At 65.2% G+C, this 13,586-nt stretch carries 10 protein-coding genes and 1 pseudogene; all 11 read left to right on the top strand.

Going from position 1 to position 13,586, the window contains the following annotated elements:
- Positions 1-3: 3 nt before the first annotated feature.
- The gene (nuoC, locus tag AC3WUF_RS16880; RefSeq protein WP_492427729.1) at positions 4-1,770 is read left to right on the top strand and encodes an NADH-quinone oxidoreductase subunit C/D; all 1,767 of its coding nucleotides are present in this window, start codon (positions 4-6) and stop codon (positions 1,768-1,770) included.
- Positions 1,771-1,776: 6 nt separating this feature from the next.
- Positions 1,777-2,250, top strand: coding sequence for an NADH-quinone oxidoreductase subunit NuoE (gene nuoE, locus AC3WUF_RS16885; protein ID WP_492427731.1), 474 nt, complete (start codon positions 1,777-1,779; stop codon positions 2,248-2,250).
- Positions 2,250-3,557 carry an NADH-quinone oxidoreductase subunit NuoF gene (gene nuoF / locus AC3WUF_RS16890; RefSeq protein ID WP_492427733.1) on the top strand — a complete coding sequence of 436 codons (1,308 nt, stop codon included), beginning with the start codon at positions 2,250-2,252 and terminating at the stop codon, positions 3,555-3,557. The genes nuoE and nuoF overlap by 1 nt, the downstream gene beginning before the upstream one ends.
- A 97-nt stretch (positions 3,558-3,654) precedes the next feature.
- Complete coding sequence (nuoG, locus tag AC3WUF_RS16895; RefSeq protein ID WP_492427735.1) at positions 3,655-6,396, top strand: NADH-quinone oxidoreductase subunit NuoG; 2,742 nt, start codon at positions 3,655-3,657, stop codon at positions 6,394-6,396.
- Entirely contained in the window at positions 6,393-7,376 is a 984-nt protein-coding gene (gene nuoH, locus AC3WUF_RS16900) for an NADH-quinone oxidoreductase subunit NuoH (protein WP_492427737.1), read from the top strand. Before nuoG ends, nuoH begins: the two co-directional genes overlap by 4 nt.
- Positions 7,373-7,918, top strand: a complete 546-nt coding sequence (gene nuoI, locus AC3WUF_RS16905; protein ID WP_492427739.1) for an NADH-quinone oxidoreductase subunit NuoI — start codon at positions 7,373-7,375, stop codon at positions 7,916-7,918. Before nuoH ends, nuoI begins: the two co-directional genes overlap by 4 nt.
- Positions 7,918-8,464: pseudogene (gene nuoJ, locus AC3WUF_RS16910) on the top strand (NADH-quinone oxidoreductase subunit J); the annotation flags it as partial. The gene nuoI and the pseudogene nuoJ, both read left to right, overlap by 1 nt.
- Positions 8,418-8,726, top strand: a complete 309-nt coding sequence (nuoK, locus tag AC3WUF_RS16915; protein ID WP_492427741.1) for an NADH-quinone oxidoreductase subunit NuoK — start codon at positions 8,418-8,420, stop codon at positions 8,724-8,726. The pseudogene nuoJ and the gene nuoK, both read left to right, overlap by 47 nt.
- Positions 8,723-10,537: an NADH-quinone oxidoreductase subunit L gene (gene nuoL, locus AC3WUF_RS16920; RefSeq protein WP_492427743.1), complete on the top strand. Its 1,815-nt coding sequence runs from the start codon at positions 8,723-8,725 to the stop codon at positions 10,535-10,537. The genes nuoK and nuoL overlap by 4 nt, the downstream gene beginning before the upstream one ends.
- Positions 10,534-12,090 carry an NADH-quinone oxidoreductase subunit M gene (nuoM, locus tag AC3WUF_RS16925; RefSeq protein WP_492428423.1) on the top strand — a complete coding sequence of 519 codons (1,557 nt, stop codon included), beginning with the start codon at positions 10,534-10,536 and terminating at the stop codon, positions 12,088-12,090. The genes nuoL and nuoM overlap by 4 nt, the downstream gene beginning before the upstream one ends.
- Positions 12,087-13,544 (top strand): NADH-quinone oxidoreductase subunit N, encoded by a 1,458-nt coding sequence (locus tag AC3WUF_RS16930; RefSeq protein ID WP_492427745.1) that lies wholly within the window; start codon positions 12,087-12,089, stop codon positions 13,542-13,544. The genes nuoM and AC3WUF_RS16930 overlap by 4 nt, the downstream gene beginning before the upstream one ends.
- Positions 13,545-13,586 lie beyond the last annotated feature (42 nt).

Here is a 13,586-nt window from a genome sequence, read left to right on the forward strand (position 1 = left end):
CGCATGAATGCAGCGGTCGTCAACGCGCAGACAGAGCGAGTCATCGCCGCGCTGGTCGAGCAATTCCACGCTGACATCATCAGCGAGCAGAAGACTGCCGACGGTATCCCGACGGTGTGGGTCAAGGCGGCGCGCGCGCCGGCCGTGCTCAAGTGGCTGAAGCACGGCATCAACCAGCCGTACAAGATGCTGTACGACCTGACGGCGGTCGACGAGCGCACGCGTCAGCATCGGGCCGGCCTGCCGCCGGCGGATTTCACGGTGGTCTATCACCTGACGTCCTTCGAGCGGAACAGCGACATCCGCATCAAGGTGCCGCTGCTCGGTGAAACGCCGAGCCTGCCATCGATCTCCAGCCTGTGGCTCAACGCCAACTGGTACGAGCGCGAAGTCTGGGATCTGTTCGGCATCGTTTTCGAAGGTCATCCGAACCTGTCGCGCATCATGATGCCGCCGACCTGGGTCGGTCATCCGCTGCGCAAGGACCACTATGCGCGCGCGACCGAAGCGCCGCCGCTGGTCATGGATCAGGCGCGTGTCGATCTCGAGCAGGAAGCGCTGAAGATCGATCCGGCGAAGTGGGGCATGAAACTCGCCGACGAAGACCATGACTACATGGTGCTCAATCTCGGCCCCAACCATCCCAGCGTGCACGGTGCGTTCCGCATCATGCTGCAGCTCGATGGCGAAGAGATCGTGCAGGCGGTGCCGGATATCGGTTACCACCACCGCGGCGCCGAGAAGATGGGCGAGCGCCAGTCCTGGCACAGTTTCATTCCGTATACCGATCGCATCGACTATCTCGGCGGGGTGATGAACAACCTGCCGTACGTGATGGCGATCGAGAAGATGGCCGGCATCAAGGTGCCGGAACGTGCGCAAACGATCCGCATCATGATGTCGGAGTTCTTCCGCATCACTTCGCACCTGCTGTTCTACGGCACGTTTGCGCAGGACGTCGGCAGCATGTCGCCGGTGTTCTATATGTTCGTCGACCGCCAGAAGGCCTACGACGTCATCGAGGCCGTCACCGGTTTCCGCATGCATCCGGCGTGGTTCCGCATCGGTGGCGTCGCCGCCGATCTGCCGAAGGGTTGGGAGAAGCTGGTCCAGGAATTCCTCGACTGGATGCCCAAGCGCCTGAAGGACTACGACAAGATGGCGATGCGCAACACCATCTTGAAGCGCCGTTGCATCGGCATCGGCAAATACAACACCGAAGAAGCGATCGAGTGGGGCGTGACGGGTCCGGGCCTGCGCGCGACCGGCATGGCCTGGGACTACCGCAAGGCGCGTCCGTATTCGGGCTACGAGAACTTCGACTTCGAAGTGCCGACTGCCAACGGCGGCGATGTCTACGACCGCTGCGTGGTGCGCATCGAGGAAATCCGCCAGTCGCTGCGCATCATCGAGCAGTGCATGAAGAACATGCCGGCCGGCGATTACAAGGCGCGCCATCCGCTGACGACGCCGCCGATCAAGGACAACTCGATGCAGGACATCGAGACCCTGATCAACCACTTCCTCAACGTCTCGTGGGGTCCGGTGATTCCGGCCGGCGAGTGCACGATGACGGTCGAAGCGACCAAGGGCCTCAACAGCTACTACCTGACGTCCGACGCCAGCACGATGAGTTATCGCACGCGCATCCGTACGCCGAGCTTCGCGCACCTGCAGATGATTCCGTATATCTCGCGCGGCCTGATGGTGCCCGACCTCATCGCGATCATCGCCAGCATCGACTTCGTCATGGCCGACGTCGACCGGTAACGAACCATGCTCAGTCTCCAAGAACTCAAGGAAATCGAACACGAGCTGGCGCACTACGAGCAGCCGTCCGCGGCGACGATCGAAGCGCTGAAGATCGTGCAGAAGCATCGCGGCTGGGTCAGCGACGAAGCCGTCGCCGCCATCGCGCAGACGCTCGGCTCGACGCCGGCGACGGTCGATGCCGTCGCGACTTTCTACAATCTCATCTACCGCCGCCCGGTCGGCAAGCACGTCATCCACGTCTGCGACTCGGTGTCGTGCTGGATGCTCGGCCAACCGCGTCTGACCGAGCTGCTCGAACAGCGCCTCGGCATCAAGACCGGCCAGACCACGGCCGATGGCCGTTTCACGCTGCTGCCGATCTGCTGTCTCGGTACCTGCGACCGCGCGCCAGCGATGCTCGTTGGCGAAGACACTCATCGTGATCTCGAATCCGTGGACGCCGCGCGTCTGGATTCGATTCTGGAGCGCTATAAATAATGACCGCGCGCCAATCGCCACCGACCAAGCCGCTGACCGAGCGCATCCGCCCGGATCACGCGCCGTACAACCTGGCCGAATACGAGAAGCACGGTGGCTTCCAGGGCCTGCGCATCGCGCTGAAGATGGCCAACCGCGATGTCACCGCGCTGATCAAGACCGCCGGCCTGCGTGGCCGCGGCGGCGCCGGTTTCCCGACCGGTGTGAAGTGGGGTCTGGTGCCGATGGGCCCGGACGCGCCGAAGCAGAAATACATCGTCGCCAACGGCGACGAGATGGAGCCAGGTACGTTCAAGGACCGCCTGCTGCTCGAAGGCGATCCCATGCAGTTCATCGAAGGCATGATCATCGGCGGTTATGCGATCGGTGCTTCGATCGGCTACATCTTCCTGCGCGCCGAATACGTCGTTGCCGCCGACCGTCTGCGCAAGGCGATCGACGAGTGCAAGTCGCGCAAGCTGCTCGGCGAGAACATTCTCGGTTCGGGTTTTGACTTCGAACTGCATCTGCACACCAGCGCCGGCCGCTACATCTGCGGCGAAGAAACCGCGCTGATCTCCTCGCTCGAAGGCAAGCGTGCGGTGCCCCGCGCGAAGCCGCCGTTCCCAGCGACTGCCGGCCTGTTCGGCAAGCCGACGGTCGTCAACAACATCGAAACCCTGTGCAACGTCCCGCACATCATTCACTACGGCAGCGACTGGTACGCCAAGCTGTCGAAGTGCAAGGACGGCGGCACCAAGCTCTACGGCGCGTCCGGCAAGGTTCGCCGGCCGGGCACCTGGGAACTGCCGATGGGCACGACGGTGCGCGAGCTGATCGACGTCCATGCCGGCGGCATGCGCGAAGGTCTCAAGCTGCGCGGCTTCCTGCCGGGCGGCGCCAGTACCGATTTCCTGACCGTCGACCATCTCGATCTGTCGATGGACTTCGACACGATCGGCAAGGCCGGTTCGCGCATGGGCACCGGGCAGCTGATCGTGCTCGACGACCAGACCGATGTGGTCGCGATGGTGCGCAATCTGCAGAAGTTCTTCGCGCGCGAATCCTGCGGCTGGTGCACGCCGTGCCGCGATGGCCTGCCGTGGACCGAGAAGATTCTCGCCGGCATGGAAGCCGGGCAAGGTCGGCCGGCGGACATCGGCCTGCTACAGCAGCAGACCCGGCTGCTCGGGCCTGGCCGCACGTTCTGCGCGCATGCGCCGGGTGCGATGGAACCGCTGCAGAGCGCGCTCAAGTATTTCCGCGCGGACTTCGATCGCGCGGCCAAGGTCGCAGCCCCTGCGCCGGTGGTGGAGGTGAAAGCATGAGCGCGCGACACGGTGTTTTGCGCGTAGCGCAAATGGGTGCGGGAGCGTGCTCACTCATGCGAGTCAATCATTTTTCGAGCCGCGCAAAGGTGAAAGCATGAGCGCCGGTGACGCCAAGCCAGTGAATGACGCCGCAACGGCGATGATCGAGATCGACGGCCAGCGCTATCAGGTCGATCCGAAGCGCAACCTGCTGGAAGTCGCGCTGGAGCAGGGCCTCGATCTGCCGTACTTCTGCTGGCATCCGGAGCTCGGTTCGGTCGGTGCCTGCCGTCAGTGCGCGGTCACCCAGTTCCGCGACGAGAACGATACGACCGGCCGCGTCGTCATGGCCTGCATGACGCCCTGCACGGACAAGACCCGCGTTTCGATCGAACACGCCGACGCCGCCGAAATGCGCGAGGCAGTCATCGAACTGCTGATGACCAATCATCCGCATGACTGCCCGGTCTGCGAAGAAGGCGGTCAATGTCATCTGCAGGACATGACCTTGATGAGCGGCCACAACTATCGCCGCTATCGCTACACCAAGCGCACCCACGTCAATCAGGACCTCGGGCCGTTCGTCGGCCACGAGATGAACCGCTGCATCAGCTGCTACCGCTGCGTGCGGTTCTACCGCGAGTATGCGGGCGGCGACGACCTGAACGTTTTCTCGTCGGCGAGCAACGTCTATTTTGGCCGCGCCGAAAGCGGCACGCTGGAAAGCCCGTTCTCCGGCAACCTCGCCGAGGTCTGCCCGACCGGCGTGTTCACCGACAAGACCTACAGCGAGTCGTACACGCGCAAGTGGGATCTGGCGCAGGCGCCGAGCATCTGCGCCGGCTGTTCGACGGGCTGCAACACGATGCCGGGCGAACGCTACGGCGCGATCAAGCGCATCGAGAACCGCTACAACAGTGCGGTCAACGGCTACTTCCTCTGCGATCGCGGTCGCTATGGCTACCAGCACGCCAACGCCGAAGACCGTCCGCGCAGCGCGCTGCTGCGCGGCGATGAAGCGACGACGGCGGTGATGCTCGACAGCGAGGCCGCGCTTGCGCAGCTCGCGACCTGGGTCGCGGCCGGACACGTCGTCGGCGTCGGTTCGCCGCGCGCGTCGCTGGAAGCCAACCACGCGCTGCGATCGTTGGTCGGCCAGCAGAATTTCCACCGCGGTACCGCATCGCTCGACAGCACGCTCGATACGCTGGCACTGGAAATCCTCGAAAGCACCTCGGCGAACATCGCCAGCGTCGCCGATATCGAACAGGCCGACGCGGTGCTGATCCTCGGTGAAGACCTGCTGGAGACCAGTGCGCGCCTCGCGCTCGCGGTGCGTCAGGCGACGCGCCAGGCCAGCTTCCAGATGGCCGACAAGGCCAATGTGCCGCGCTGGCAGGATCACTCGGTGCGCCTGCTTGCGCAGGACGTGCGCAGCCCGCTGTTCATCTGCACGCCGGACGCCACCGATCTCGACGATATCGCCGCACGCACGCTGCGTGCAGCGCCGCAGCGCATCGCCGCGCTGGGCCAGGAAATCGTTCACCAGCTCGACTACACGCAGCCGCGGGCGACCGGCCTGTCCGACGACGACATGCATCTCGCGCATACGATCGCCGAAACGCTGAAGGGCGCGCAGCGGCCGCTGATCATCAGCGGCAGCTCGAGTGCTTCGGCGGCCGTGCTGCAGGCGGCGGCGAATCTGTGCACCGCGCTGACCAAGGCCGGTCGTACGCCATCGATTGCGTTGCCGCTCGCCGAAGCCAACAGCCTGGGTGCTGCCATGCTTGGCGGCGCCGATCTCGACGCCGCGCTGGCCCGCATCGAGGCCGGCGAGATCGATACGCTGGTCGTGGTCGAGAACAATCTCTACCGCCGCGTCGATGCGCCGCGCCTCGGTGCCGCGCTGAAGAAGATCAAGAACCTCGTCGTCATCGACTCGATCGCGACGCCGCTGGTCGCCGCCGCGAATCTCGTGCTGCCGGCCGGCAGCTTCGCCGAGGCCGACGGCACGCTGGTCAACTTCGAAGGCCGTGCGCAGCGCTACTTCCGCGTCATGCAGTCGACGACGACGCAGACCGAGGAATCCTGGCGCTGGCTGCAGAAGGCCGCGAGCCGCCTGCACAACATGGCGGATGTTGCGGGCGAAGGCTTCGACGAACTGACCGCCAGCTGCGCGGCCAGCGATGCGCGCCTCGCCGACATCGTCAACACCGCACCGGGCGCACGCTTCCGCATCGTCGGTAATCGCATTCCGCGCCAGTCGCATCGTTCCAGCGGCCGCACGGCGATGCATGCCAACCGCACCATGAACGAGCCGCGGCCGGTGCAGGACCACGATTCGCCGCTGGCATTCTCGATGGAAGGCCAGCGCACGGGTGCGCCGCCGTCGGAGATCCCGATCTTCTGGGCGCCGAAGTGGAACTCGAACCAGGCGGTCAACAAGTTCCAGGCCGAGATCGGCGGTCCGCTCAAGGGCGGCGATCCGGGCGTGCGCCTGATCAAGCCGAAAGCAACGGGCGCCTATTACGAGCGTGCGGCGAATTCGCAGAGTGAAGGCCTGCAGCAGGTCTGGCTCTATGAACTGTTCGGCTCGGAAGAGCTGTCGGTGCGCGGCCCGGCGATCGCCGGCCGGGTGCCGGCGCCGTATGTCGTCCTCAATCCGGAAACCGCCAAGAAGCTCGGCTTCAGCGCCGGCACCGTGCTGCGCCTGGATTCGAGCGGCCAGTCCTGGCAGGCGCAGCTGCGCGTCAGCGACAGCCTGCCGGCGGAACTGATCGGCGTGCCGCGCGGCGTGCCGGGCGTGCCGGTCAATGCGATCGGTGCCGGCCTCAACATCCTGGGGTCGCAAGCATGACGCTGCAATCGATCCTGATGGTTGTGGCGATCCTGCTCAGCGTCGTCGTCGTCGCTGCGCTGCTGATCTGGGTCGAGCGCCGCATGCTCGGCGTCTGGCAGGACCGCTGGGGTCCGAACCGCGTCGGTTTCCTCGGCCTCGGTCAGGTCGTCGCCGACATGATCAAGATCTTCACCAAGGACGACTGGATCCCACCGTTCGCCGATCGCGTCGTGTTCACGTTCGCGCCGGCGATTGTCATGGCGACGATCCTGCTGGCGTTCGCCGTCGTGCCGGTTGCGCCGGGCGTCAGCGTGGCGGGCGACTGGAACGTCGGCATCCTGTTCGTGCTCGGCATGACCTCGCTGGCGGTCTATTCGGTGATGCTCGGCGGCTGGGCCTCGAACAGCAAGTACTCGCTGCTCGGCGCGATCCGCGCGACGGCGCAGTCGATCGCCTATGAAGTGTTCATGGGCCTCGCGCTGCTCGGCGTTGTCATCCAGGCGGGCTCGTTCAGCCTCAACGACATCGTGCTCGCGCAGCAGGACGGCTGGTTCATCCTGACCCAGGGTCTCGGCTTCATCATCTTCATGATCGCCGGCCTGGCAGAGACGCACCGTCTGCCGTTGGACCTGCCGGAGGCCGAGCATGAACTCGCCGCCGGCTTCCACACCGAATATTCGGGCATGAAGTTCGGCATGTTCTTCGTCGGCGAATACGTGTCGGTGATCCTCGCCTCGTCGCTGCTGACGACGCTGTACTTCGGCGGCTGGCTCGGCCCCGATTTCGGTCTGACCCTGTTCGGCTGGCACTTCATGCCGCTGATCTGGTTCTGCATCAAGACCGGCGGCTTCATCCTGTTCTTCATTCTTCTGCGCGGCGCGATCCCGCGTCCGCGCTACGACCAGCTGATGCGTTTCGGCTGGCTGGTCCTGTTGCCGCTGGCGCTGCTCAACACCGCAGTCACGGGTGCGCTGGTGCTGTCCGGAGTCATCAAATGAGTGGCCTGAAGCTGGTGATCGAAGGCTTCCTGACCCAGTGTCTGTCGCTGTGGCAGGTGTTTGCCCACATGTTCCAGCCGCGGTCGGTCGTCAACTACCCGGAAGAAAAACCGTACCTCGCGCCGCGCTATCGCGGCCGCATCGTGCTGACCCGCGATCCGAACGGCGAAGAGCGCTGCGTCGCCTGCAATCTGTGCGCGGTGGCCTGCCCGGTCGGTTGCATCGCGCTGCAGAAGGCCGAGAAGCCGGATGGCCGCTGGTATCCGGAATTCTTCCGCATCAATTTCTCCCGCTGCATCTATTGCGGCATGTGCGAGGAAGCCTGTCCGACCTACGCGATCCAGCTGACGCCGGATTACGAGATGGCCGAGTACGACCGCAAGAACATGGTCTACGAAAAGGAACATCTGCTGATCGCCGGCCAAGGCAAGCAGCCGGGCTACAGCTTCTACAACGTCGCCGGCATGGCGATCGCCGGCAAGCCCAAGGGCGCGGCGCAGAACGAATCGGCGCCGGTCGATGTGCGGAGCCTGATGCCGTGATCGACTTCTTCTACGGTTCCTCGCTCGTCGCGATTGCGGCAACCATCATGGCGATCACGCGCGCACACCCGGTGCATGCACTGCTGTACCTGATCCTGTCGCTGCTGGCGGTTGCCGGAATGATGCTCGCCCTCGGCGCGCCGTTTGCCGCGATGCTCGAAGTGATGGTGTATGCCGGCGCGATCATCGTGCTGTTCGTGTTCGTCGTCATGTTGCTCAATCTCGGTCCCGGTGTCGGCGACCAGGAGCGCCAGTGGCTGAAGCCGCGCGTCTGGCTGGGCCCCGGCCTGCTCGCCGGTGCGTTGCTCGCGCAGCTGCTTTACGCGATGGCCGGCAGCACGCATGCCACGCCGGGCATCGAGGTCGACGCCAAGGCGGTCGGTATCGCCCTGTACGGGCCTTATCTGCTGGCTGTGGAGCTGGGTTCGATGCTGCTGCTCGCGGGACTCATTTCGGCGTATCACCTGGGTCGTCGCGAGCCTGTGCGCGGAGAAAACAAATGAGCGCCATTCCTCTCGCTCACGCGCTCGGCGTCTGCGCCGCGCTGTTCGCGCTGGGCGCGATCGGCCTGCTGGTGCGCCGCGGGCTGCTGTTCTCGCTGATGTGCCTGGAAATCATGCTCAACGCGACCGGCCTGGCGTTCATCGTCGCCGGCAGCCGCTGGGCACAGCCGGACGGCCAGATCATGTTCCTGATCGTGCTGACGCTCGCCGCCGCTGAAGTGGCGGTCGGCCTCGCCCTGTTGCTGCAGATTCACCTGCGCTTCAAGACCCTCGACCCGGATGCGCTGAGCCGGATGAAAGCATGACGACGACTGCGCTCCCTCTGCATTGGATCGTTCTGGCGCCGCTGATCAGCGCCGCGCTGCTGCTGTTATGGCGGACCATGCCGCGTGCACTGGCAACGACGCTCGCCGTCGGTTCGGTCAGCGCCAGTGCGGTCATGACTGCGATCGTCGGCTGGCAGTGGCTGCAGGCGCCGCAGCCGGTCACCGAAGTGCTGTGGATGTGGCTGCAGCTCGAAAACTTCACGCCGCGCATTGCCCTGCATCTGGACGGCCTGTCGCTGACGATGACTGGCGTCATCACCGGCGTCGGTGCGCTGATCCACAGCTATGCGTCCGGCTACATGCGCGAAGACGCCAACTACCAGAAGTTCTTCGCGTACACGAACCTGTTCATCGCGATGATGTTGCTGCTGGTGCTCGGCGACAACCTGCTGCTGGTCTACCTCGGTTGGGAAGGCGTCGGCCTGTGCTCGTACTTCCTGATCGGTTTCTGGAACGACAACCCGGAGAACGGCGCCGCTGCGCGCAAGGCCTTCATCACGACGCGCGTCGGCGATACCGCGATGGCGATCGGCCTATTCCTGCTGTACCGCGAAGTCCAGTCGCTCGACATCAGCGTGATCCTCGCCGCGGCGCCGACGCTGTGGGCCAATGACCCGACGATGCCGACGATCATTTCGCTGCTGATCCTCGGCGGTGCGGTCGGCAAGTCCGCGCAGCTGCCGCTGCAGGCCTGGTTGCCGGACGCGATGGCTGGCCCGACGCCGGTCTCCGCGCTGATCCATGCGGCAACGATGGTGACCGCGGGCGTCTATCTCGTCGCACGCCTCAATGGCCTGTTCCTCGCTGCGCCGGATGCACTGATGGTCGTCGGCTGGATAGGCGCGATCACGCTGCTGCTCGCCGGCGGCGCCGCGCTGGCGCAGAGCGACATCAAGCGCGTGCTGGCGTACTCGACGATGTCGCAGATCGGCTACATGTTCATGGCGCTCGGCGCCGGTGCCTGGGAAGCGGCGATCTTCCATCTGATGACGCACGCGTTCTTCAAGGCGCTGCTGTTCCTCGCGTCGGGCAGCGTGATCCTCGCCTGCCACCACGAGCAGGACATCTTCAAGATGGGCGGGCTGCGCAAGCACCTGCCGATCGCGTTCTGGAGTTTCGTCATCGGCGGCTCGGCGCTCGCGGCATTGCCGATCGTCACCGCCGGCTTCTGGAGCAAGGAAGAGATCCTCGCCGGCGCCTTCGGCGGCGGCCACCTCGCGTGGTGGGGCATGGGTACGGTCTGCGCGTTCCTGACTGCGCTGTACACCTTCCGCCTGATCTTCATCGTCTTCTTCGGCGGCGAGAAGATTCATGCCCATGACGAAGACAACCACCGCATGCGCGCGCCGCTCATCGTGCTGATGATCCTGTCGCTGACCGGCGGCCTGATCAGCCTGCCGCTGACCGGCCTGCTGCCGGAAGCGCACGAGATGGCGGTGCACTGGCCGGAGTACGTCGCGGTCGCCGCGGGTCTGATCGGTATCTTCCTCGCCTGGCGCTGGTACGGCCAGGGCGCGACGGAAGCGCCGAAGGAAACCGCATTGCGCGCGCTCGCCCGCAGCGGCTGGGGCTTCGATGCCCTGTACGACACGCTCTTCGTCAAGCCGCTGTACGCACTGGCGCGGGTCAACCGCAACGACATCATCGACAAGATGTACGACTCAATGGCGCACGCAGTGACAGCGCTGCACAAGGTTTCGCTGCGGCCGCAGACCGGCCGCATGCGTTGGTATGTGGCGGCGATGCTGGCAGGCGTCGTACTGATGCTTGGAGCTGCGCAATGGGCATGAGTCCCTGGTTGTTGCCCGCACTGATCGCGATCCCGTTCCTCGGCGGCATCCTCGCCTGGGTCGCGGAGCGCTTCTCGCTGACCTGGCCGCGCTGGATCGGCCTGCTGTCGATGGCCGCGACCTGCGTGCTGGCGATCTGGATCTGGGGGCACGCCGACACGCCGGGCATCATCCCGGTGCACGGCACGCCGCAGTTCCTGATCGAGTTCCGCATGGACTGGATTCCGCGCTGGGGCGTCAGCTTCCATCTCGGTCTCGATGGCCTCGGTCTGCTGATGATCCTGCTGACCGGCGTGCTCGGTGTGCTGTCGGTCGCCTGCTCCTGGCGTGAAATTCAGCAGTACGTCGGCTTCTTCCATCTGAACCTGCTGTGGAACCTCGCCGGCGTCATGGGCGTGTTCATGGCGCTCGATCTCTTCCTGTTCTTCGTGTTCTGGGAAGCGATGCTGGTGCCGATGTACTTCCTGATCGCGTTGTGGGGGCACTCCAGCCGCGGCGGCCGCTCGCGCGTGTACGCGGCGACCAAGTTCTTCCTGTTCACGCAGGCCGCCGGCCTGCTGATGCTGGTCGCGATCCTGGCGCTGGTCTGGCTGCACCGGCAGACGACCGGCAATTGGACCTTCAATTACCTCGACCTGCTCTACACCCAGCTGTCGCCGACGATGGAATACGTGCTGATGCTGGCATTCTTCCTCGGCTTCGCGGTCAAGCTGCCGGTGTTCCCGCTGCATCCCTGGCTGCCGGATGCGCATTCGCAGGCACCGACCGCCGGCTCGGTCGACCTTGCCGGCGTGCTGCTGAAGACTGGCGCCTACGGCCTGCTGCGCTTCGTGCTGCCGATGTTCCCCAATGCGTCGCAAGACTTCGCGCCGATCGCGATGGGGCTGGCGATCTTCGGCATCCTGTACGGCGCGAAAATGGCGCTGGTGCAGACCGACATCAAGCGCCTTGTTGCCTACACCAGCGTCTCGCACATGGGCTTTGTGCTGCTCGGCATCTACGCTGGCACGACGCTCGCGCTCGAAGGTGCGGTGCTGCTGATGCTCGCGCACGGTCTGGCGACTGGCGGCCTGTTCATCCTCTGCGGCGAGCTGTACGAACGCCTGCACACGCGCGAGCTGCACAAGATGGGTGGCCTGGCGCGGCGCGCGCCACACTACGCGACGGCGCTAATGTTCTTCGCGCTCGCGTCGCTCGGCTTGCCGGGTCTTGGCAACTTCGTCGGCGAGTTCCTCGTGCTGTTCGGCAGCTTCACGGTCGCGCCGTGGATGACTTCGGTCGCCGCGACCGGCCTGATTCTCGCCGCGGTGTACTCGCTGTACATCGTGCAGAAGGCCTTGCACGGACCGCCGGCCGGCGACGAGGAGGTCGAGGATCTGACCCGTCGTGAGCAGCTCATGATGGTCAGCATCATGATCAGCCTGATTGCGCTCGGCCTGTATCCGCAGCCGGTCATCGATCTTGCGCGCGGTTCGCTGGCGCAGATCGGCCACTGGTACAACTACGGCCAGCCGGTGCTGGCTGTGCCTGCTGCACTCGGGGTGACGCCATGATGACGCCCGCCCTGCAAGCCCAGCTGCTGGCTTCGGCGCCGCTGCTGGTCATCGCCGTCGGCATCGTCGCCGTTATGCTGCTGCTGTCGGTCGCGCGCGCGCACCGCACGGTCGTGCGCCTGACGACGTTCATCTTCATCGTCGGCCTCGGCAGCTGCCTGCTGTCGCTGCCGAGCACCGAAGTCACGCCGCTGCTGGTGATGGACGACTACGCGCGCTTCGTCATGGCGCTGCTGCTGGTCGCCGGCGGTCTGACCGCATTGCTGGTCTATGGCTATCTCGGCGAGTACGCCGGTTACCGCGAAGAGATGTACCTGCTGCTGCTGATCGCGACCTTCGGCGCGATGGTGCTGGCCGGTGCGCAGCACGCGGTGAGCCTGCTGGTCGGCCTCGAAACCCTCGGCATGGCGCTGCTCGGCATGATCGCCTATCCGATGCGGCGCCAGCGCCCGCTCGAAGCGAGCATGAAGTATCTGGTGCTGTCGGCGGCTGCGACCGCGATCATGCTGTTCGGCTTCGCGCTGGTGTATGCGGCGAGCGGCAGCATGCAGTTCGCCGGCATTGCGGCGGCGCTGCCGAAGCTGATCGGCGACGATGCGCTGCTCGCGCAGAGCGGCCTCGCGCTGGTCTGGGTCGGCTTTGCGTTCAAGCTGTCGCTGGTGCCGTTCCATCTGTGGACGGCGGACGTCTATGAAGGCGCGCCGGCGCCGATCGCCGGTTACCTGGCGACGGTCTCCAAGGGCGCGGTTGCCGTCGTGCTGCTGCGCTGGCTCGACGCCGCGCCGCTGGCGCTGACGCCGATGCTGGAGACGCTGCTCGCGGTGATGGCGGTCGTCAGCATCGTGATCGGCAACCTCGGCGCCGTGCAGCAGAACAACGTCAAGCGTCTGCTCGCGTACTCGTCGATCGCGCACTTCGGTTATCTGATGGTGCCGTTCCTGGTCGGTGGCGATACCGCCCGCGAAGCCGTGCTGTTCTATGTTGCCGCCTACACGATCATGACGCTCGGCAGTTTCGGCGCCGTCGCCGCGATCTCCGGCACCAAGGCACTCGACGATGCCGATCACATCTACGATTTCCGCGGCCTGTTCTGGCGCCGTCCGCTGGTGACGTCGATCTTCGCGCCGATGCTGCTGGCCCAGGCCGGCGTGCCGCTGACGGTCGGCTTCCTCGCCAAGTTCTACATCCTCGCCGCCGCCGTCGAGCAGCACGCCTGGGGCCTGGCGCTGGCGGTCGTGTTCGGTAGCGTGATCGGTCTGTACTACTACCTGCGCCTGGTCATCGTGCAGTTCCTGCCCAAGGCGGGCGGCATGCGTCGCGAGTCGGTGTTCTCCGACATGGCAGTCTCGGAAGGCGTTGCGATGGTACTGTTGCTGCTGGCGCTGATCTTCACCGGCGTCTGGCCGCAGCCGCTGTCGGAGGCGGTGCGGCTGGCGATCCAGGGCATCAGCTAGAACGGTTTGAAGCGAGCAACAAAAAAGACCCGGCCTCGGCCG

Source organism: Fontimonas sp. FW305-C-3 (assembly GCF_058783185.1).

Excerpts from the sequence above, each read along its gene's own strand:
- nuoK (WP_492427741.1), top strand. The coding sequence starts at position 8,418 with ATGAGCGCCATTCCTCTCGCTCACGCGCTCGGCGTCTGCGCCGCGCTG.
- nuoL (WP_492427743.1), top strand. The coding sequence starts at position 8,723 with ATGACGACGACTGCGCTCCCTCTGCATTGGATCGTTCTGGCGCCGCTG.
- nuoE (WP_492427731.1), top strand. The coding sequence starts at position 1,777 with ATGCTCAGTCTCCAAGAACTCAAGGAAATCGAACACGAGCTGGCGCAC.
- nuoF (WP_492427733.1), top strand. The coding sequence starts at position 2,250 with ATGACCGCGCGCCAATCGCCACCGACCAAGCCGCTGACCGAGCGCATC.
- nuoM (WP_492428423.1), top strand. The coding sequence starts at position 10,534 with ATGAGTCCCTGGTTGTTGCCCGCACTGATCGCGATCCCGTTCCTCGGC.
- nuoG (WP_492427735.1), top strand. The coding sequence starts at position 3,655 with ATGAGCGCCGGTGACGCCAAGCCAGTGAATGACGCCGCAACGGCGATG.
- nuoI (WP_492427739.1), top strand. The coding sequence starts at position 7,373 with ATGAGTGGCCTGAAGCTGGTGATCGAAGGCTTCCTGACCCAGTGTCTG.
- nuoH (WP_492427737.1), top strand. The coding sequence starts at position 6,393 with ATGACGCTGCAATCGATCCTGATGGTTGTGGCGATCCTGCTCAGCGTC.
- nuoC (WP_492427729.1), top strand. The coding sequence starts at position 4 with ATGAATGCAGCGGTCGTCAACGCGCAGACAGAGCGAGTCATCGCCGCG.
- AC3WUF_RS16930 (WP_492427745.1), top strand. The coding sequence starts at position 12,087 with ATGATGACGCCCGCCCTGCAAGCCCAGCTGCTGGCTTCGGCGCCGCTG.